The sequence below is a fragment of the Streptomyces celluloflavus genome (assembly GCA_000720995.1).
In the GTDB taxonomy this organism is placed as follows: domain Bacteria; phylum Actinomycetota; class Actinomycetes; order Streptomycetales; family Streptomycetaceae; genus Streptomyces; species Streptomyces celluloflavus.
Genome location: JOEL01000007.1, coordinates 103,808 through 124,102 on the forward strand (window position 1 = coordinate 103,808; position 20,295 = coordinate 124,102).

General features: G+C 67.9%; 15 protein-coding genes, 1 tRNA gene, 1 other RNA gene and 1 pseudogene. 5 read left to right on the forward strand and 13 right to left on the reverse strand.

Annotated elements, in window-relative coordinates; genetic code table 11:
- Window positions 1–291: 291 nt before the first annotated feature.
- From IH09_RS08925 to ffs, 5 genes are all read right to left on the reverse strand, one after another.
- On the reverse strand, window positions 292–954 hold the full coding sequence (locus IH09_RS08925) for a DUF5063 domain-containing protein (protein ID WP_052855567.1): 663 nt from the start codon (window positions 952–954) through the stop codon (window positions 292–294).
- The gene (recR, locus tag IH09_RS08930) at window positions 947–1,546 is read right to left on the reverse strand and encodes a recombination mediator RecR (protein ID WP_052855568.1); all 600 of its coding nucleotides are present in this window, start codon (window positions 1,544–1,546) and stop codon (window positions 947–949) included. Before recR ends, IH09_RS08925 begins: the two co-directional genes overlap by 8 nt.
- Before the next feature lie 67 nt (window positions 1,547–1,613).
- On the reverse strand, window positions 1,614–1,970 hold the full coding sequence (locus IH09_RS08935; protein WP_094793775.1) for a YbaB/EbfC family nucleoid-associated protein: 357 nt from the start codon (window positions 1,968–1,970) through the stop codon (window positions 1,614–1,616).
- Between the two features lie 236 nt (window positions 1,971–2,206).
- The gene (locus tag IH09_RS08940; protein WP_052855653.1) at window positions 2,207–4,714 is read right to left on the reverse strand and encodes a DNA polymerase III subunit gamma and tau; all 2,508 of its coding nucleotides are present in this window, start codon (window positions 4,712–4,714) and stop codon (window positions 2,207–2,209) included.
- Window positions 4,715–4,758: 44 nt separating this feature from the next.
- An RNA gene (gene ffs / locus IH09_RS36835) (signal recognition particle sRNA small type) lies at window positions 4,759–4,857 on the reverse strand.
- 109 nt (window positions 4,858–4,966) lie between these two features.
- Between ffs and IH09_RS08945 the strand changes: the two genes are divergently transcribed.
- Window positions 4,967–5,054 (forward strand) — tRNA-Ser (locus tag IH09_RS08945).
- Window positions 5,055–5,132: 78 nt separating this feature from the next.
- Here IH09_RS08945 and IH09_RS08950 read toward each other — a convergent pair.
- Complete coding sequence (locus tag IH09_RS08950; RefSeq protein ID WP_052855570.1) at window positions 5,133–6,383, reverse strand: competence protein CoiA family protein; 1,251 nt, start codon at window positions 6,381–6,383, stop codon at window positions 5,133–5,135.
- A 469-nt stretch (window positions 6,384–6,852) separates the two neighbouring features.
- On the opposite strand from IH09_RS08950, the gene IH09_RS08955 reads away from it, so the two are divergent.
- Genes IH09_RS08955 through IH09_RS08965 form a run of 3 tightly spaced genes read left to right on the forward strand, consistent with a single transcriptional unit; the run spans window position 6,853 to window position 8,635 of the window.
- Window positions 6,853–7,170 carry a WXG100 family type VII secretion target gene (locus tag IH09_RS08955; RefSeq protein WP_052855571.1) on the forward strand — a complete coding sequence of 106 codons (318 nt, stop codon included), beginning with the start codon at window positions 6,853–6,855 and terminating at the stop codon, window positions 7,168–7,170.
- Window positions 7,170–8,399, forward strand: a complete 1,230-nt coding sequence (locus tag IH09_RS08960; protein ID WP_190233241.1) for a WXG100 family type VII secretion target — start codon at window positions 7,170–7,172, stop codon at window positions 8,397–8,399. The genes IH09_RS08955 and IH09_RS08960 overlap by 1 nt, the downstream gene beginning before the upstream one ends.
- A 2-nt stretch (window positions 8,400–8,401) precedes the next feature.
- On the forward strand, window positions 8,402–8,635 hold the full coding sequence (locus IH09_RS08965) for a hypothetical protein (protein ID WP_052855573.1): 234 nt from the start codon (window positions 8,402–8,404) through the stop codon (window positions 8,633–8,635).
- 590 nt (window positions 8,636–9,225) lie between these two features.
- On the opposite strand, the gene IH09_RS36840 is transcribed toward IH09_RS08965, so the two are convergent.
- From IH09_RS36840 to IH09_RS36850, 4 genes are all read right to left on the reverse strand, one after another.
- Window positions 9,226–10,065 carry a hypothetical protein gene (locus tag IH09_RS36840; RefSeq protein WP_240150998.1) on the reverse strand — a complete coding sequence of 280 codons (840 nt, stop codon included), beginning with the start codon at window positions 10,063–10,065 and terminating at the stop codon, window positions 9,226–9,228.
- 47 nt (window positions 10,066–10,112) lie between these two features.
- Window positions 10,113–10,328 carry a hypothetical protein gene (locus IH09_RS39710; RefSeq protein ID WP_240150999.1) on the reverse strand — a complete coding sequence of 72 codons (216 nt, stop codon included), beginning with the start codon at window positions 10,326–10,328 and terminating at the stop codon, window positions 10,113–10,115.
- A gap of 78 nt (window positions 10,329–10,406) precedes the next feature.
- Window positions 10,407–10,724 carry a glycosyltransferase family protein gene (locus IH09_RS39715; protein WP_052855575.1) on the reverse strand — a complete coding sequence of 106 codons (318 nt, stop codon included), beginning with the start codon at window positions 10,722–10,724 and terminating at the stop codon, window positions 10,407–10,409.
- Window positions 10,640–11,092, reverse strand: a complete 453-nt coding sequence (locus IH09_RS36850) for a methionine adenosyltransferase (protein WP_240151000.1) — start codon at window positions 11,090–11,092, stop codon at window positions 10,640–10,642. Before IH09_RS36850 ends, IH09_RS39715 begins: the two co-directional genes overlap by 85 nt.
- 171 nt (window positions 11,093–11,263) lie before the next feature.
- On the opposite strand from IH09_RS36850, the pseudogene IH09_RS08985 reads away from it, so the two are divergent.
- Window positions 11,264–11,658 (forward strand): annotated as a pseudogene (locus IH09_RS08985) (transcriptional regulator); the annotation flags it as partial.
- A 12-nt stretch (window positions 11,659–11,670) separates the two neighbouring features.
- Here IH09_RS08985 and IH09_RS08990 read toward each other — a convergent pair.
- The 3 genes from IH09_RS08990 to IH09_RS09000 all read right to left on the reverse strand — a co-directional run bounded on the left by IH09_RS08990 (window position 11,671) and on the right by IH09_RS09000 (window position 20,293).
- On the reverse strand, window positions 11,671–12,540 hold the full coding sequence (locus tag IH09_RS08990; RefSeq protein WP_052855577.1) for a hypothetical protein: 870 nt from the start codon (window positions 12,538–12,540) through the stop codon (window positions 11,671–11,673).
- Window positions 12,537–17,774, reverse strand: coding sequence for a caspase family protein (locus IH09_RS08995; RefSeq protein ID WP_052855578.1), 5,238 nt, complete (start codon window positions 17,772–17,774; stop codon window positions 12,537–12,539). Before IH09_RS08995 ends, IH09_RS08990 begins: the two co-directional genes overlap by 4 nt.
- Before the next feature lie 902 nt (window positions 17,775–18,676).
- A complete protein-coding gene (locus tag IH09_RS09000) occupies window positions 18,677–20,293 on the reverse strand; it encodes an MFS transporter (RefSeq protein WP_110952169.1) in 1,617 nt (538 codons plus the stop codon).
- Window positions 20,294–20,295 lie beyond the last annotated feature (2 nt).

A 20,295-nucleotide genomic window follows, 5' to 3' on the forward strand; every position in this document is an offset into this window, starting at 1 on the left:
GTCGCACCGGTCACCGCGGTCGCTGCGGCCGCGGTGACCGGTGCGATCGCTGCGGCCATTGCGGTCACGGCTGTCCCGGTGACCGATGTGATCACGGTGACTGGCGGCCCACCATCACCGGGCCGGCCGCCACACCCCGAGGCGGATCCGCGCGGCGCATCGTCGCGCCCGCTCGGCGAGCGCCTGCCCCCTGCGGACCGGCGCACACGGGAACGTAACCCAGGTCACACGCCCCGGCTCGCGGGCCCGCCGCCGGACCGGAGCCCGGCATCCGGGCCGCCCGCGGACGGCTCACACCCGCCGCAGCCCCAGCGGCCCCGCGATCTCCTCCGACATGACCCGGCCCGCCTGCTCGGCGAGCAGCTCCTCGTCCCCGCTCCCGGTGCTGTCGGTGTCCAGTCCGTCCAGCTCGTCCAGCGGCTGGTCGAGGCGTACGTGGGCGACCAGCGACTGGAGTGCGCGCAGCGCTGCGGAGGCGGTCGGCCCCCAGTTGGAGAGGTAGGAGAACTGCCACCACCACAGGGCCTCGCTGACCCGGCCCGCGCGGTAGTGCGCCAGACCGTGCCGCAGGTCGGTGACGATGTCGGCGAGGTCGTCGGAGATCCGGGAGGCGACCGGCTCGCTGCGCGGCACGTACGGGTCGAAGACCTCGGAGTACACATCCACCGGTTCGAGCAGGGCGGCGAAGCGCTCGCGCAGGTCGTCCACGTCCGGTTCCGGGCCGGTGTCCGGCTCGTACCGCTCGTCCGGGACGATGTCCTCGTGCGCCCCCAGCCGGCCGCCGGTGAGCAGCAGCTGGGAGATCTCCAGCAACAGGAACGGCACCGCGCTGTCCGGCTCGTCCCCCTTGGCGACCTCTGTCACCGCGACGATGAAACTCTCGATCGAGTCGGAGATCTGTACGGCGAAATCGTCCGGATTCTGTGTCGCGTTGTGCAGGGTGGCATCAGACATCGAGAAGTCTCCTCCCTTCGAAGGCCCGCCCGAGCGTGACCTCGTCGGCATACTCCAGGTCGCCTCCGACCGGCAGTCCGCTCGCCAGTCGCGTGACTCTCAGCCCCATGGGTTTGATCATGCGGGCCAGGTACGTGGCCGTGGCCTCGCCCTCCAGGTTGGGGTCGGTGGCCAGGATCAGCTCGGTGACGGTACCGTCCGCGAGCCTGGCCAGCAGTTCCCGTATCCGCAGGTCATCGGGGCCGACGCCCTCGATCGGGCTGATCGCGCCGCCCAGGACGTGGTACCGGCCGCGGAACTCGCGCGTCCGCTCGATCGCCACGACGTCCTTGGGCTCCTCCACGACGCAGATGACCGCCCGGTCGCGCCGCGGGTCGAGGCAGACCCGGCACTGCTCCTCCTGCGCGACGTTGCCGCACACGCTGCAGAACCGGACCTTCGCCTTGACCTCCATCAGCGCGTTCGCGAGCCGGCGGACATCGGTCGGCTCGGCCTGAAGAACGTGGAAGGCGATCCGCTGCGCGCTCTTGGGACCGACGCCGGGCAGCCTGCCCAGCTCGTCGATCAGATCCTGAACCACGCCTTCGTACACGGAACGTCTTCTCTCTTCTGCCGTGCTGGGTGCGTCTGCCGTGCTGAGTACGCTAGTTGGCCGCTCCTCAGAAGGGGAGACCGGGGATTCCGCCGCCGCCGAGGCCCTGGGCGAGCGGGCCGAGCTTCTGCTGCTGGAGCTGCTGGGCGCTGGCGTTCGCGTCCCGGACGGCGGCCAGGACGAGGTCGGCGATCGTCTCGGCGGTCTCCTCCGCGGAGCCGGCCTCCGGGTCGATCGCCTTCGGGTCGATGACCAGGCTCTGCAGCTCACCGGAGCCCGTCACCGTCGCCTTGACCAGACCACCGCCCGCGGACCCCTCGACGGGCGTCTCGGCCAGCTCCTGCTGAGCGGCCGCGAGGTCCTGCTGCATCTTCTGAGCCTGCTGAAGCAGCTGCTGCATATTGGGCTGACCACCGGGGATCACGACGTGACTCCTGCCGTACGACAACATTGATGCGGTAGCCCGAGCCTACGTGTTCCAGGGGCGGCGCGCCCTACGCCGTACGGAGGAGCCGGGATGTACTCCGCGGGCCCCCGCCCGCGCCGCGTCCCGCACCGCCAAGCCCCGCTCGGCCCGGCGGCAGCCCCGCTCTCCCGCCTGCCCGCCGCCACCGTTTCCCCGTCTCACCTCGTCACGCGTTACTCACCACTCGCCACTCACTACTCGTTGTTGTACTCCTCGACCACCGTCGCACCCAGCTCGCGCATGATCAGGTCGTGGCCGCTGAGCGCGGAGTCGACGAGGTCGGGGTCGTCCTCGGCCGGCATGTCGTACTCGATCGACGTCGGCGGCGGCTCCGGCGGGGTGTACGAGGGCTCCGCCGCGGGAGCACCCGGTCCGCCCCCCGCGGACGCCGACGGGGCCACGGCCTCCCGCGCCATCCGTGCGCCCTGGCTGCCGCCTGCGCCGCCGCCCTGCCCGGACGGTCCGCCGGGGGCCGCCGGAGCGCTGGGCTGCGCCGGCGACTGCGGCACCGCGGCGGACGCCCCGCCACCGAAACCACCGCCGCCGCCGAAGCCGCCTCCGCCGCTGCGGGGAGCGCCCCCGGCCGGCGGATTGGCGCCGCCCGACGGATCGACGATCGCCTCGACCCGCCACTGCACATGGAACTTCTCGGCGAGTACGTCCTTGAGCACGTCCTCGCTTCCGCCGTTGGCGAAGCTGTCGCGCGCCCCGGCGTTGGGGAAGCCGATCTGCAAGGTGGTGCCGTCGAACCCGGAGACCTGGGCGTTCTGACTGAGCAGGATCCACGTGAAACGTCGGCGTCCCTTGACCGCGTCCAGGATCTCCGGCCACATCTGCCGCACCTGCGCGGCGCCCTGCGCCATCCCCGGCGCGGCCCCGGCCTGCGGCGGCTGCGGGGTGGGCGCGGGCTGCGCGGGCCCGGCGGCGGGCGGTCCGGCGGGGACTCCGCCGCCGGCTCCCTGGCCGCCCTGTCCCGGTGCCACGGCCGAAGGCCACCCGCCGGGCTGCCGCCCGGCACCGCCACCCGCGCCGCCGCTGCCACCGCTTCCGGGCCACGCGCCGGGCCGTGTCGGCGCGCCCTCGCCACCGGAGGTGCCTGGCGCGCTCTCGGCGGCACCGGGAGCCCCCGGAGCACCACCGGAAGAACCCGTCGCACCGCCGCCCGGACCGCCCGGCCACGCGCCGGGCCGGGAAGGCGCGGCGCTTTCCCGCTCGGCCTGCTGCGGACCGGCCTGCGGCGCCGCCGCGCCCCCGGCCTGCGCCCACTGCTGCTCGCCACCGGAAGGCCCGACCGGTGCGCCCTCGGGAGCCACCGGGGCCTCCGGAGCGGCCGGCCCGCCGGCACCGCCGTTACCGCTGCCGCCGCCCGCCGCCCGTACCGCCGCGCGTGCGGCGGCCGGCCCGGACGGTCCCGTCGGCGGCGCCACCGCATGGGCCTCCGGCCCCGGCACATACCCGGCCGCGGGCCCGCCTCCGGAATCCACGACCGGCGCCCCGGCACCGGCACCGCCCCTGGCGCCCGTACCGCCCGGCGCCGCCGCACCCACTCCGCGCTCCAGGCGGTCGAGCCGCGCCTGCACCGACCGCTCGTCGCCGTACGCCGCGGGCAGCATCACCCGGGCGCAGATCAGCTCCAGCTGGAGCCGCGGCGAGGTCGCCCCGCGCATCTCCGTGAGACCCGTGTTGACCAGGTCGGCGGCCCGGCTCAGCTCCGCCGCCCCGAAGACGGACGCCTGCGCCGTCATCCGCTCCACCACATCCGCGGGGGCGTCGATCAGCCCCTTCTCCCCCGCGTCCGGCACGGCCGCCAGGATCACCAGGTCCCGCAGCCGCTCCAACAGGTCCGCCACGAAGCGCCGCGGGTCGTTCCCGCCCTCGATGACACGGTCCACGACCTCGAAGGCCGCCGCACCGTCACCCGAGGCGAACGCCTCGATGATCGAGTCCAGCAGCGAACCCTCCGTATACCCGAGCAGCGCCGTCGCCATGGCATACGTCACACCGCCCTCACCGGCACCGGCGAGCAGCTGGTCCATCACGGACATCGAGTCACGCACCGACCCGGCCCCGGCCCGCACGACCAGCGGCAGCACGCCGTCCTCGACCCGGCTGTCCTCCTGCCCGCACACCTCCGCCAGGTAGTCGCGCAGCGTCCCGGGCGGCACCAGCCGGAACGGATAGTGATGCGTACGCGAGCGGATCGTCCCGATGACCTTCTCGGGCTCCGTCGTCGCGAAGATGAACTTCAGATGCTCCGGCGGCTCCTCGACCACCTTCAGCAGGGCGTTGAAGCCCGCCGAGGTGACCATGTGCGCCTCGTCGATGATGTAGATCTTGTAGCGGCTGCTCGCCGGCCCGAAGAACGCCTTCTCCCGCAGCTCACGGGCATCGTCCACACCACCGTGCGACGCCGCGTCGATCTCGATCACGTCGATCGATCCCCGGCCGTTCCTGGCCAGGTCCACGCACGACTGGCACTCCCCGCACGGCGTCGGAGTGGGACCTTGCTCACAGTTGAGGCAGCGCGCCAGAATCCGCGCACTGGTCGTCTTGCCGCAGCCCCGGGGCCCGCTGAACAGATACGCGTGGTTGACGCGATTGTTCCGCAGCGCCTGCTGCAACGGATCGGTCACATGCTCTTGCCCGATGACCTCGGCGAAGGTCTCGGGTCGGTAGCGGCGGTACAGCGCGAGGGACGACACGCATACGACGATATCGGCCCCCACCGACAACCGACTCGTCCGCAAACGCAAGCGCCCCCCACGCACCCGCCAGAGCCGACCTACCCTTGCTGCCTTCCGGCCCTGGGGGAGTTCAGTCAGATAGCGCCACGTGAGGGGCTGTGCACCACAGTAGCCGATCCCCCACCCCCGAAACGACCCGGGCCCGCACCCGATCCCCTCCCCCCGGATCATGTTCGCGAGCACTCCCCAACGTCTTGTATTGTTTGCGGCGGAGGATTCGCCTAGTGGCCTAGGGCGCACGCTTGGAAAGCGTGTTGGGGGCAACCCCTCACGAGTTCGAATCTCGTATCCTCCGCCAGTGCCTCACCGGGCACGATGTTGAAGGGCCCTACCGTTCGCGGTGGGGCCCTTCGGCGTTGATGGTTGCAGTTCCCGGCTACCGCCCGTTGAGGACTGCCCGGCACACGTTGCAGTACATGGCCGCGTTCAGCCCGTACCGCCGCATCATCTGGCTGCAGCCGGCGCACAGCCCGAGCTCCCATGGCGGGCAGCCCAGCGCTGCGGAGGCCGCCGCCCGCTCGACGGGAGTGATCCGCGTCGGGTCGCTGGAGCGTTGGGCCGACAGGCGGGGGAGGGTGAAGCCGCCGGTCGGTTGGTCGAGATCGCGAAGAGGCCGGGTGTCACTGACGAACCAGCTGTCTTCGCCCGCCCGGCAGGTACGGTCGATCTCCTGCTCGGCGAAGGTGATCATGTCGTCATCTTCTTCGACCAGGACCGCTGGCAGGGGCGTCTTCTCATCGACGATCTCCTCCCACAGCGCACGATCGGCCGCCGACACCCACATGTGCCGCCCAGCGCGGCCACTGCCCCGACTGGGCACGTAGACCGGAACGCTCTCCCCCGTAGCGCTCTGCAGGACCAGGTCCTCGATGAAGACCGGCTTCTTTTCCGGAAGGCACAGCGCCGGCACGAACCAGTCCGCGTGAATCGCGCCGCAGTGGCCTGCCCCCTCGCTAACAAGACAGTGGCGCTCGCTGCTCGGCACACACTTCCAGACTTCGAGGTACCGGTACCCGCCACGGATCACCATCTCCTTGCCGTCGGCGATGTCCTTCCACGGCATATCGTCGACGCGCGCCCAGGGAGCCCGGTCGATCAAGGAAGCCGTCCGGTCCTTCGCCACCCAGAGCGGGGTGATGCCGTGTTCCACGGCGTTGACGGAGCGCCGGTGCACGCTGCTGGGACTGAGGTGGTGGTACTGGATCTCCCAGCCGATCCTGAGACCGCCGGGACCGGTGACGACGGCGTCCGAGATGCTCCGCCGGTTAGCCACGGGAACCTCGGCTTCGGCGTCCAGACCGCACCGCCCGGCGGTCTCGACGATCCGCTCCTTGGTGGCCTTGTGCTGAGCGCTCTCCGCCGGCGTCGCCTTGTGCGTGATCGGCAGGTGCGAGGCGACGAGCGGTCGCCGACCGCCCGCGCGCCCCCGGCGGATGAACATCCAGGGTGACTTGCCGCCGGACTCCGACAGGCACTCGCCCTTGTCGTGGTGTGCGAGGCATTCGAGGAGCTGCGGGTCGCGCTCGGAGACTCTGGCGGTGATCTCCTGGAGCAGATCAGGACGGTCCGGGTGACCGAGGTCGGGCAGGGACAGATTGATCTCTATGCCATATCCGGTGTGCCACACCCCATTTGCCATCCCTTAACCGTAGGGACAGGGGCTGAGGTTCAACAGGGCGCCGCTGAGTCCACCGCCCAGCGACCAAGCCGCTGACCTGCGTAGCTCGCTCAGGCGACTAGATGAATGAGTCCGCCGACCTCTTCGGCGTGGCTGTGCAGGAAGCCCCGCACGACTGAGTTCGCTGTCAAACGCCTCGATTAACGCCTGGGTCCGACGCCAATTCCCCAAGCGCGATGAGATTCAGAGCTCATCATTTCAGGTCGTCGGCAAACCGCCCCTACCCGCATCCGGTTGGTGGGGGCCGAGCCACGATCTTGTCTGTGATCCACTTGCCGGACAGATCTGCCTCGTGGCTGGAATGCGCCCCCACCAGGTCAGTTGTCAGTGCCGTATGCCATCGTCACTACGTGTGAGCCGGATGTACTGTCAGCGGCTCGCCTGGGTTACGAGAACTCGGCCAAGGGGGAAGCAAGGCATGGCTGGCGACGGCTTTGACGTAGATATCGATCAACTCAGATCCGCCGCTCCGACATTCCACCGGGAGTCTGTCGCGCTGGAACGGGCGACGACCAAGCTCCGGCACACGCTCGACGGGCTGGGGGAGCCGTGGGGTGGTGACGAGCAGGGCAAGAAGTTCGAGCACGCCTACGCCCCGAACCGGGCGAAGATCGAGAAGGCCGCCGCAGCCCTGGCCAAGGGGCTGTCCAGCATCACCAAGGCCATGAGCGACATGGCGGCCAATCACGATGACGCGGACCGCTCAGCCAAGTCCGGCTTTGAGGGCGGTAAGTGATGGTCGCTGCCGACAAGGCCAAAGAGATCGTCCAAGACTTAACCGGCATGTGGTGGCCGGAGGGCGACGAGGACGAACTCCGGGAAGCCGCCCGCGCCTGGCGCACTTACGCCGACGATGTCGAGGACTGCACGGCCGCCTGCCACAAGAAGGCCCAGGACGTCATCGACAACAACAAGGGCAAGTCGATCGAGGCGTTCGGGGGATTTTGGCGGCGTTACCACGGTGGCGGCAAGGGCTACCTCGACGATGTGGCCTCCGCAGCACGGGACATGGCCAGGGCCCTGGACAAGTACGCCGACCAGGTCGCCGAGGCGAAGAAGGAGATCGAACACGAACTGGAAATCGCCGGCGCTGTCCTGGTCGCCGGTACGGCACTAGCGATCTGCACCGGCGGCATCAGCGAGGTAGCGGCAGCCGGCGCGACCGAGGCGATCGTCGCCGCGGCGAGTTCGGCAGGCATCGCAGTTTCCGCCACCGTCGCCGAGATCGCCGGAACGGTCCTGGCCACTGCGGCCATCGGTGGTATTGAAGCCATCACCGTGGACGTGGTAGTCGCCCAGGGCGGACGCAACCTCCTTGGCGACCAGAAGGGGATCAACCTGACCGAGGCCACTGAGGCCGGCTTGATGGGTGGTGCTCTTGGGGGAGTCCTCGGGGGCGCGGCCCGTGGGGTGAGAGCCGTCAAGGGAGCTCGCCTTCCCGACGTGCCAGTGTCAGACCTCCGTCTGGCTTCCGGTGATGAATGGCTAACAGGTGCTCGGCGGCGTCCGCGTGATCTGCTGGACGATCCCGCGCAGACGAAGTGGGCAGACGGTGCCTACGCCGACTTCATGCAGGAGTCCCGCGATATTGGGGCCATCAGCAAGAACAGCCGAGAAGTGGTGCGGGGAGATGGGTCCACCGGGTTCTCCGAAGAGGAAATTTCCACCATCAAGAAACATGTCTTCGATACAGAGCATCCGATCGAGGACTACGAGACCGGCAAGGTCGTCACTCGGAAATTCGACTCCGACCCGGAAATCGCGGATGCCTGGATCCGTCTGCGTTCCGGGAACGCTCTGCCCGAAGACCACATCCTGCTGGAGCACGAGTTAACAGAGCTCAAGTATCTTCGCGAGCACCCTGGAGCCACCTACCAGGATGCCCATCGGGTAGCCAACGAATCGTACAATTGGCAGGGCAAGGTTCCGTTGAACAAGCGCGAAGACTTTGAAAGCGAGTGGTAACAGTGGCTGCGCTGGTCTATTTCAAGAAGATCACCGAGGATCCCAACGCCATTGTCTACTCATTCGGCGAAGACCCTTCCGAGATGACACGGCACCTGACGATGAACAAGAACGCGCGCAAGTCGCAGCCAGACGACGGGAATGTCGACTACCTGTTCCTCAAGGCGTCACGGAAGATCAATTCCATGTACGAGCAGGCGAGCGAATGGCCGGAACGCGGAATGAGCGTCAGCTGACTCGGTGACGGCGCACCTCCGTTCCGGCACCGGGCCGGAACGGAGGAACTTAATCGCTTTGCCCGCGGATTACTCGGGATCTATGAGGATGTGCCCGCGTCAATGGCAGTGGACACAGCCGAGGGGCCGAGGAAACCTTCGAGCAAGGCATCCGTGATCAGCTCATCAGCATGCTCGCCAGGCCAGTAGTCCGGCTGCCGGAGCCGTCCCGCTGGACGGAACCCCGGCCTTCTCGTGAGCCGTGATGCCTGCCCGATTCGGCTCAAGCACCTTCAGCCACACCATACGTAGCGAGCCGAGGTACCAGGAAGAAGCCGAAGTGCACGGCCACAACCGCCAGTCCGGCCTTCAGGGGCTACCCGCGAATCATCACTACCCGGACCACTCCCAGCAGCAGCGCTGCGGAGATGTTCGACGCCATCGGCAGCTCGCTCCTGTCCCGTCCGGCGTCACAAGCTCTCCACCAGCGCGGCGCCGAGGTGATGCACGAACGGATCGACTGGCGACCTCCCCCTCCATGGCACTGCAGATCGCAGGCCACGGCACCGGAAGATTCACGCCGGCCGCCCAATGCTGGTGGAACACTCGGACTACGGCACTGCCCCCAGCCGCACAAGGCCGGGCGGGATGGTCGCGATCACTCGCCGGGCGACGCCGCCGGCGCCCCTCGCCGGGGGAGTGATGCCGCTCCCCCGGAGCAGTGTCGCTGTCCGGACCGCGTCCGAGACGGAGGCGGGCGCAGCCGACGCGAACGAGCCGAACACCAGCTCGTTCCAGTCCCGACGGGCCCGCGCCCAGGCGAGTCGTTCGAGCCCCGTAACGAGGTCCAGGGCCATGCGCTCGGGATTCTCCGTGTTCCACAGGAGAACGAGGTCACCGATGGTGAGGTCCAAGTGGTTGAACATCAGAGTCACTCCCGCGACCTGCCTACGATGCCACACCTCGACACGCCCGTGGATCTCTATGTGCCGTGCGTGAAAACCGAGTTGGGAGAGGACGAAGAGCCAGTCATCCAGCGCCTCGGCATAGTCGCCAATGCCGGTGATGGGTTGGACCCGGGAGACATTGACGAAGGCCGTCAGAAAACCTTCGAGCAGATCTCCGCGTTCATCGCGGTCTCCGGTAAAGCGGACCACAGGCTGAGGGAGGAAACCCTTGCGGTACGTGAGGGCATGGCCGCCCTTCAGCAGTGGGTCCAGGGCCTGCACGGCAGAGATCGTCAGCTCGGTCTCACGGCCCCAGCGCAAAGGCAGGCACTCATCCCGTATGACGCCTCGCGCGGCGAAGGCCGTGGTGAGGGTGGTCAGCAGCTCGGTCCACGAAGGAGCCGAGCGCGGCGGGATGTACGGAGTGCCACGGTCGCGGTGACGGATCTCCAAGGTGCGGTTGGCGCGGTCGGCAAGGGAGAACTCCCGCTGAGGGCCGAGCACTTGGCGTAGGGCGGCAACTGCCTCGCGGGCTCCCGAGTGGCTCTCCATCAGAGCGCCGCCAGAACCTTGAAGTGGCTCGCGGGGGCGAAGCGCGCCAACCCCGTTGCCTGTACCTCGAAGTGGTCGAGTGCGGAGGCACGCTCGATAGCCTTGGCGAGCGCATGGGCTGCGCTCTCGTCGTCGGCTGCGGGGTCGCTGACGACGGTGTCGCCTGTAGGCTCGCAGAGCGCCGCTTGAGCGCAGGTGCCGTCATGCCATGTCAAGGCGGCGATGGGGGTTCCAGCCCACAGGGACTCCCCGAAGACGGCTGCGCCGGCCTCCACGTAGTTCCGCGCGTAGGTTTAAACGAAGACCGAGCCCCCCGCGATGGCGGCGGTCTTGGCCGCTCCGCCCAGTTCCCCGACCCATTCCACACGGTCCGAAGCGAAGGCCGTCTCGTATCGGCTTACGTACTCCTCGACGAAGACCGGGCCGACCATGCGTATACGACGTCCGAGAATCTGCGCCGCCCGTACGGCGAGGTGGGGTGCCTTGTCCTCGTCTATTCGTCCGAGCCACACAAGGTCTCGGCCCTTCACGGCCGGGGGTTCCTCTTCGTCGAGCCCCAGGTGGACGGCGAGTTCGGCGGTCGGGTTGTGGGAAGCATACCGCTCGACCATCTTGGGCGAGTAGCAGTAGAGCCGCGAGCGCTCGCCGTCGGTGATGGGAAGCGCTCACCACCACACATGGGCGCCGCCCTGCCGCTGACCAGAACTCGGGCGGGCGCGGTCATACCCCCACCGCCGTACCGGACCTCGCTGGCGCCGCCGAGCAGGGCGAGCTTGTCGAAGTTGTGGTGGAGGACGGCGCCGAAGTGGCGCACGGTGTACCGGCGGTAGGCCCGGGACAGCCTCTCGGCCAGGTGGTCGGCGAGCGTGTCGGGGTGGCCGAGGCCCTTGCGCTCGACGATCGTGGTCGCGTCGGGCCGGGCTGCACCGGTTTCGATCACTAAATGGTTGTTACCGAAGGCCGTGCTCGTGCGGGGCATGAACGTGCTCCCATCTCAAGGTCGACGGCTGAGCGGCTGATGACGAGTGAAGCCGTCCGGAGATCAGGCGGGAACGTTTCCAGGGGGTTTCTCTCGGCGCCGAGGGCTCTCATGCGCACGTCACCGTGGCTAATCTCCCTATCACTAGGCGGAGTTGACGGGACATATGTCATGGTTGGTGAGTCGTTAGCAATGCACCCTCCGACCTTCGTCCGCCAGTCGAACGGATGGGGAAGGCCGAGCTCGCCCGACTCATGCAGGCGCGGGGGAAGGAGCTGGGCATCCCTCTGGCGACCAACCGCACCACCGTGTGGAAGTGGGAGCAGGGCCAGGAACCGGACGCCGACGCTCAGCGCGTCCTCGCCGACCTGCTGTGCGTTCCGTACGATCGGGTCCAGGCGGAAGGATGGCCGCGATGGCTCCCCGTATGGGAAGTCACCGGACTCACGGCTCCCTGGACAGAGGCCGGTACCGCCGAGGCACCGGCTGACCTGGTGGGGAGTGGCCGCATGGACCGTTGGGGTTTTCTCACCATCACCGGCGCCGCTCTGACGGGGCTTGCAGCGCGCTGAGCCGTCTCAGCAGGGGTCCGTGGCACCTGAGCGCAGCGCCTCGGCAATGGCCTGGCCAGTCTCACGAGCCGTAAGGTACGGCCGCACGTCGTGCGCCGTGGCACCGTTATGGACCCGGAGATCCCGGACACGATCCCCGAACGATGGGGCCAGCTCTTTTGCCAGCGCGACGACGTCACCCGCGTCAGCGATGTTGGTCCAGCGCTTCACTGGAGTCGGCCAGCGGGCATAACCGTTGACGGGTCGGGGCTTGAGGCGTTCGAAGACGAGGTTGCGTACGGCCAAGGGAGAGCCCAGCGTCACCAGCGTCAGAGACGGGCAATCAGGGAGGGCGTGCAACGTCTCGTACGCGGCGACCGTCCCAAGTGAGTGGGCGACGATCACCTCGGTGTCACGCGTAATGCGCCGGGCGATCCTGTCCTGGATGCCGGGACGTACGTCGGGCTCGGTGAAGTAGCGGCGTACCTGCCGGGCGCTGGAAATCATCATGCGTTCGCTGAGCCCGGCAAAGAAGGACGAATGGCTGAGTGCGTCCAGGGCTCGCTGAACAAGGTGAGGGGTACGCAGCCGGACCGGGACGGCCGGGCCCGCGATGCGCGTCTCCTGTTCTGACGCGGATTCCCACCACTTGATCAGCAGTTCGCGCTCGAGACCATCCTGAACGTCGGAAGCATCCAGCTCTGGGGTGCCAAGTCCACGGTGGCCGGCGGGGCGGAAGAGGTCGCCGTAGAAGGCCATGGAGACCTCGTCGCGCGCCACATGCTCGTCGGTCGCCAGGGCGAGGCCGTCACTCAGCGCCGGATACCAGTCCGCGAGCAGCGTCGCTGGCCCTTTAACCTCCTGGGCGATGCCGTGGACGAGGACGATACGGGTCACAGGAGGCCCCGATCCTTCGCGAGTCGCGAGGGGTTGAGACGGAGTGCAACCACTCCCATGTCGGTCGCCGCGCAGACCCGTCCGTCGCTATCGAGTGCGATGCCGTTGATGCCGCTGCCGATGTCGAGTTCGGCCGTCCACGAGGAGGAGTTCATCTCCCAGACACGCATCAGCCCGTAGCGGTCGGCTGCGACCGTGGTGAGTGTGCCGTCAACAACTGCGGCACGGATGGCCCGGACTGCCGATGGGAAGGGCGCGAGTTCCACTCCGGCATCCTTCCCATCGGCTATGTCCCAGAACCGCAGGCGTCCGTCGCCCGCCCCGGAGATGACGACGCCTCTGCCGTCCAAGTGCGCGATCTCCAAACCGAACGCACCCATCTCATGACCGCTGAGCGGCTCAGCGAACAGGCCTCCCGTGCTTATGTCCCACAGCCGTACTGTCCCGTCCACGGAGGCGCTCGCCACGACCGGGGTGCCGCCGACCGCTGCCGACCGTACTGTCATCACAGCGGCGGTGTGGCCGACCATCGGGGGGCACACCGGGGCCTGTGTGTGCAGATCCCAGGCATGGAGCGTGTAATCACCCGCGACCGACACCACGACGACACTGCCGTCCATCGTCTGCAGGCACGCCCGCCGGGAAGTACCCGAGCGCTTACCGAGACGCCTTCGGGACCCGAGATTCCACACCTCCGCCTCCTTCCAGCTGCTGCGTACCACCACGCAATCACCATGCAGCTGAACGGTCGTCAGGTCGTTGATCGCTTGCGTCGCCGAGGTAAGTTGGGCGGCCACTTGGCGTCCGTCGTCGAGATCATGTGTGCGAACGACGCCGTTAGTGGCTCCTGTGACGACAATCGCCCTGCCGTCCGACGGCCGAAGGATGTCGACCGATACCAAGCTCTGTTCCTGGCCGCAGAGCGGCTCTCTGAAGGGACGCATGGCGGACGCGTCCCAGATCCGCACATCGTGTGAGGTGGCGATCAGTATCACCGGTGCCCCATCGACCTGAGCGAACAGCGGCGCCGCGCGTGTCCCACTCGGACCCACCTCGGTGAAGCCCTCCAACGGCGACCCCAATGGTGCGGCTGTCTCCAGATCCCAGATCCGGACGGTGTTGTCGTAGGCCATGGTCGCCACGACGGCGTTTCTGCCAAGCCGACCAAGAGCTCCCACCATCACGTATCCGGTATGCCCGAGAAACGGACCACCGACGGCTGAACCGTTCACGACGTCGTGTACATGGACGTTGTTGCCCTCAAGCATGGACAGCACCACTGGTCGCATCCCATGGAACGCCACGCCGACGGCCAGCGCGGAGGGAGTGAGAGCTTCCACATTGAAATGCGCTTGGGTTCCGGCCGACCAGTGTGCCCCACGACCGGTCACGCGCCATACATACGCGTGACCCGACGAAGTCGCGAGGACGATCTCCATTCCCCGGCCCGCACGGCGTACGGCAAGGTGTGAGACACCTCCGACATGCCCCACCAATGGAGGGCCGGCTACCTCTCCGGAGATGGCGTCCCAGACCCGAACCGTGCCGTCCTCACCACCACTGACGACGACCCGCGCACCGTCCAACTCACCGAACGCCACACAGCGCACTGCGTTGGTATGTCCCGTCAATGGCGGGCCCAGGGCAGCCCCTCGGAACGGATCCCAGAGCCGGACCGTGGTGTCGGACCCGCCCGTCGCGGCCACTGCCCGTCCCCCTACGAGGCCAAAAGCCACGGCGGACACCTCCCCGGAATGCCCCTCCATAGGGTTGCCGACCGGCGTACGGGTCCGCAGGTCCCAGAGCCGGGCAGTGGCGTCCGTTCCGCCGGTGACGACCATTGGGCGACCTTGGATTTCGCAGAACGCCGTGGAACACACCGGGCGCGTGTGGCCCTCGTCTGGTTGATCTGCCGTCAGATCCCAAATGCGCGCGCTTCGATCCTCGCTGACCGTGACCGCCAAAGAAGCGTCACCGCGATTGGTGAGTGCTGCCGCGGTGATGCGCTCGACGTGACCACGCAGCGGATGACCGAGCGGCTGAAGAGTACGTAGATCCCACAGACGTGCTTCGTGACGTCCACTGCTCAGCGCCACTGGACGCCCGTCGGACTCTCCGATCAGGGCAGAGGCGACTCCGCTACCGGCCCAGTGGACGTGAGCCGTGACGGGTTCGCCGATCTGGCGGCGGTCGGCTAAGTCCCACCTGCTAAGCATTCCCGCTCTGTCTCCGACGAGTGCCACGGCTCTGCCGTCGAGTCGTGCCACGCAAACCGCGGTGACCGCATGCGCCGAGCCGATGAGCGGGCTGCCGTCGATGCGCGCGTCACCGCCGTCGAAAATCTCGCTCAGGTTCCAGATATAGACGGCCTTGTCATCACCGCCGGTGACCGCGATGGGACGTCCATCAAGCTCGCCCAGATCAGCGTCCCAGACCGTCCGTTTGTGCGCACTCAGATCACAGCCGAGTTGTTGCCTGTTGACGAGATCCCAGATACGTGCCGTGCCGTCCGCGCTCGCCGTCAGCACCACCAGGCGCCCGTGGACAGCTCCTACCACGATGCTCTCGACCCGGTTCGTATGCCCCATCAGCGCTCGGCCGTACTCCTGGCCCGCGGACAGGTCCCAGATCCTCACGGTGCCGTCTTCCGCGCCGATGAGGGCGACCGTGTAGTCGCCCAGATCGCCGATGGCTATGGCACTCACCGCGATGCCCACGGACAGCGGATCGCCGATCTGACGCTGCGAGGTGAGGTCCCATACCAGCGCTGTCCCATCCACACTTCCCGTCACCGCGATGGGACGCCCGTCAAGAGCCCCGACCGCGACACAGCGAACTGTCTTGCTGTGACCGTTGAGAAGCCTGTGCACTCCGCTGGTCGACCACCATGCCCAGCGTGCGGACCATGGAAGTGAAACACCCAGTTCGCCGATCCGATCCGCCAGTTGATCAGCCTCGCATCGACGGGCCGACAGCTGCAGATCAGCAGCCCTCTCCCCCATAGCACGGTCGTTTGTCAGCCGGTGTGCGACCTGCTCGTACGAGCCGCGGATCCGTCTCGGTCCCTCTCCCTCGATCGACGCGAACGCCCCTAACAGGGCAAGGCGTTCGCTGGCGAGCAAGAAGCCCGGATCCTCAACGAGGTCGGCAAGCACGCCCGCCGCCGCCGCGTGTGTGGCCATGTGCTGACGCACATACGGAACAGCCACGAACCAGTCGGGACGTCCGTCCGACGATTCGGGAACAAGGGAGCTGAGCGCTTCGACGACCGACCTCTGGATCTCTTCCGGCGGACGGTCAGCGGTCGCGCGCAAGTGCTCGGCCAGCGCCTTGTGGTAGAGCCGATAGGCAGAACGCCGGTCGTCGTCGATGACTTCGGCGATGTACGCCTCGGCGACATCCAGGACCCAGGAGACATCCTCCTCCGTGCAAGGAATCCCCGAAATCACCGAACTCAGCGCCGTCCAGACCAAGCCCCGAGGAAGCCCCTTTCCCTCGGAAAAGGCGAGGGCGAGCAGCATACGACGCACACGTGACTCGTCAGGGCCGAAGCGGGCAAGGTAGTCGTCGAACGCCTCGCCGATCTCACTCGGTAATGCGTCTGCCCAGCCGGGCCGACTGACATCCACCGGAGTCTTGTCCGACCGCAGGGTGCGTGCGGTTGTCCTCGCGTAGAGATAGACACCCGCGGCCTTCTCAGCAACGCCTTTCGCCACAGCCCTGGCGAGCTCTCGCCGACCACGGTACGGAGTGCGTACGTCGGACTCCTCTATGGCGAGAAGCACCCGGGTGACGTATCCGGCCACATCGCCCTCGTCAGCACAGTATTCGGGCCGGTCCAGATCCATACAAGTGAAAGTGGGTCCGAGAGGTGCGACCAGTTCGTGGCGAGTCCCCACGAGAAGCCGTACACCCTGGATCTCCGACATGGGCCGCAGCAGTTCCCGAGTGATCCTGCGCGGCTCGCCATGGCCACCCGCGTCCGCTGCGGTGTCCGACCCTGCCTCGTCCACGGCATCCACGACAATGATCATTGGCGGTCCCTGGCGGCCTCTCCTGGTGAGTTCCTGGAGCAGCGCGGCGGCGCCATCCGCTTCCACGTCGAGGGCAGTGGCAAGCCGTTCCACAACCTCTTCCAGTCGCTTGTGACGGGCGTGCACAGCCGCTGTTACGCATCCGGGGGGCACTACGGTCCCAGGGTCGACACCGCCGAGGTCGAGCCGCGAGCGGTACCGGCTGTCCGACAACGCGACGATCCTGCCGAGGACCGCGGACTTCCCACAGCCCGGGCTGCCGGTGACGACCCGTCCCAGGCCGTCCCCGACCTCCGCAGTCAACCAGGCCACCAGCTCGGACAACACCCGCACACGTCCGCTGAAGTACAGGCCCTGCTCCGACTCGAACTCCACGCCGCGCGAGCGTGGTCCAAAGTGCTCTGTGAGGTCTCGCGCAACCACCCGACGCTGCACTTCGAGGTCGGTACCGAGCGGTGGCAGCTCTTCCTCGTATCCGATGTTCGGCAGGAAAGGTGCCAGCCCTGTGACGAGACCGCTGGCCAACTCGGCTCGCTGACCGCGTCCGTTGCCTTCGAAGCGCTCGTTGACCGCCTTCACCAGTTCGGTGAGGTCGAGGTATTGCTGCCGCTGGCCGGTACGCCCCGTCGTCGTCTCCACCGCCTCACCCAGGGCAGCTACGAACACACCGTCCTCGGCAATGTCCTTGCGGCGGGCAGAGGCGAGGAACCACAGCCCTGTCGAGTCGGCGTGCGCATTGCGGTACGCGATCGTTTGCAGCGCGACCGCAGACGCCTCCGCGCCGCCCGCGCTGCCGGCACACGTGTCGAGAATCAGCAGAAGGTGCCGCAGATTGCCCCTGCACAGGATGCGCACCAAGTCCTCGGTGGCCAGCGCTGTAGTCGCGAGGTCCCCGTCGCGCGAATCCCAACAAAGCAGATAGTGCCGATCGCGCTCCTCCACCGAGCCGTGGCCCGCGAAGTACACAACCACCACGTCATCACTGGTCAGGACGGTATCCTCAGACCAGTGCGACAGCTTCTGGCGGATCTGCTCAGCCCCGTCGTACTCCCCGAGCCCGGACAGCACTGACTCATACCCGAAGGTAGCGAAGAGCTCCGTCGTCGCGCGAACGTCTTTGGGCACGGATCGCAGTTGTTCGTCCTCGGGAAGATGACGGTACCGACCGCTCCCCAGCGCTATAAAAAATCGCCGACCCACTCAACCGCCCTACTGCTAGGTATCACCGAACCTGCGAAAACTGTAGCGACACGATCACTTACCGCACGACGCGAGCCGAAGATTGGCGAGACGTATCAGTTCTGCGCACCCGGACAACCTCCATGCGGAATGGCCATGTTGGGCAACTCACTACGTCTGTCCGTAGCGCCTTCGGTCAGGCGATCTCCGGGGGCTCTGGTGGGTCGTCGACCACGGTGCGATGTCGGCACTGGACCGAGATAGCCCTCCTCCGTGGTTGCAGTTCCGATTGCATTCACCGCCGTACAGCACCGTTCAGACGCCCCATTCACACCTGTCGCATCACAGGTCACAACGTTCCGGTACGCCGTCGCACCCCCGTACGAACATTTAGAAAGCGTGCTGGGGGCAACCCCTCACGAGTTCGAATCTCGTATCCTCCGCCAGTGCCTCACCAGGCACGATGTCGAAGGGTCTCACCGTTTGCGGTGGGGCCCTTCGATGTTGTCCGTCTCAGTTGGTTTGGATGACGTGGTGGCGCACTGCGCTGTGGGGCACATCGATGCCGTGGTCGTCGATGAGGGTGCGCCAGATATCTCTCTGGGTGAGCCCCTGGGGCGTCAGTTCCATGGCCGAGCACACCCCGAAGCTCGATCGGCTCAGCCGTGGCGCCCTGGTCATCGCTCGCGGGCGGCGGTGCGCCGCGGCCGGGCGCGGCGGTGGGAGCAGGCGTACGAAGTCCGGGTCCGGAGCAGGCGTACGGAGTCCAGGTGGTGCATCGCCTGGCCACCTCTGTGCATGCCGAGTGCCGTCGCATCGCCGGGCCGGAGACAGCCGCCGGCGCCCGCACTCGATGCCTGGCCCCGTGACACCCGGCATCGGGCGTCACGGGGCGACGGCACGGCGGCTAGCGGCGCCTTCGTTCACGGTGAGGTTGAGGTTGCCGTGGAGGGCGTCTCGTCCGTTCGGTGTGGGTCGTCGGGTTCTGTTGTGGGCTTCGGTTCGGGTGGGTTCGGTGGGGTGCGGAGGAGGGTGGCGATGAGGGCGGCGGCGGCCGCGGTGAGGAGGGCGCAGGCCACCGCGGCGATGCGCATCTCGCGGGTGAAGGCGTCGAAGGCCGCGTCCCGCAGGGCGTCGGCGGTGCTCGCCGGAAGGGCTGCGGCGGTGTCGACGGCGCCGCCGAGGGTGTTCCGGGCCGCCTCCAGTTCCCCGGGCGAGAGGGCGTCGGGGGCCGTCGTCGTCAGTTCCGAGCGGTAGACGGCGGTGCCGATGCTGCCCAGTACCGCGATGCCCAGCGCGCCGCCGAACTCCGCCGAGGTCTCGGCCATGGCGGAGGCCATCCCGGCCCGTTCCGGCGGGGCGGCGGACAGGATCACGTCGGTGACCACGGCGGAGACCCCGCCGATCCCGATCGAGACGACCACCAGCGCGGCGACGACGTACCCGATTCCCGAGCCGGTCCGGACCAGGGCGAGCAGGACGTAACCGCAGGCCGCCAGGGACAGCCCGGCGGTCATCACCCGGGGTTTGCCGATGCGGGCCGCCATCGTGGTGGCCAGTCCGATGCCCACGGGCATCACGAGGAAGGTGGGCAGCGACCACAGGGCCGACTCGAACGGGCTCATGCCCAGGACGAGCTGCATGAACTGCCAGTTGAACAGGGAGAATCCGACCAGTGCGAATGTCCCCAGCGCGTCGATGAGCAAGGGCACGTTGAACCGGCTGGTGCGGAACAGCGAGATGTCGATCACCGAGTTCGCGGCCGTGCGCTGACGGTGGATGAAGACCGCTCCCACGGCGAGTCCGGCGGCGCAGTACGCGAGCGGGACCCATCCGAAACCGTGTGCCGCCATCAGTTTGATGCCGTAGATGATGCCGAGCACGGCCACCAGGGACAGGGCGGCGCCGAGCAGGTCGAAACGACCCGGCCGGGGGTCGCGGTGTTCGGGGAGCAGCAGCGGGCCGAGGACCAGCAGCAGGATCATCACGGGGACGTTGATCAGGAAGACCGATCCCCACCAGAAGTGCTCCAGCAGCAGGCCGCCGATGATGGGGCCGACCACGGCGCCGCCCGCGAAGCCCGCGGTCCACACGCCGACCGCGGTGGCGCGCTGCCCGGCGTGGTGGAACATGTTCCGGATCAGGGCGAGGGTGGACGGCGCCAGCGTGGCACCGGCCATGCCCAGGAGCGCGCGGGCCGCGATGAGCGTCCCGGAGCTGGTCGAGCAGGCCGCCAGGATCGAGGCGATGCCGAAGGCCGCGGCGCCGGCGAGCAGCAGCCGCCGCCGTCCGATCCGGTCGCCGAGGGTGCCCATCGTGATGAGCAGACCGGCCAGGAGGAAGCCGTAGGCGTCCATGATCCACAGCAGCTCGGAACTGCTCGGCCGGAGATCGGCCGTCAGGGACGGGAGCGCGACGAACATGACGGACATGTCCATGGATGCCAGTACGCACGGCAGCACCAGGACGGCGAGCCCGACCCACTCCCTGACCCCGGCCCGTTCGCCGCCGCCTTCTCCGGCCACGACTTGTCCGGCCATGG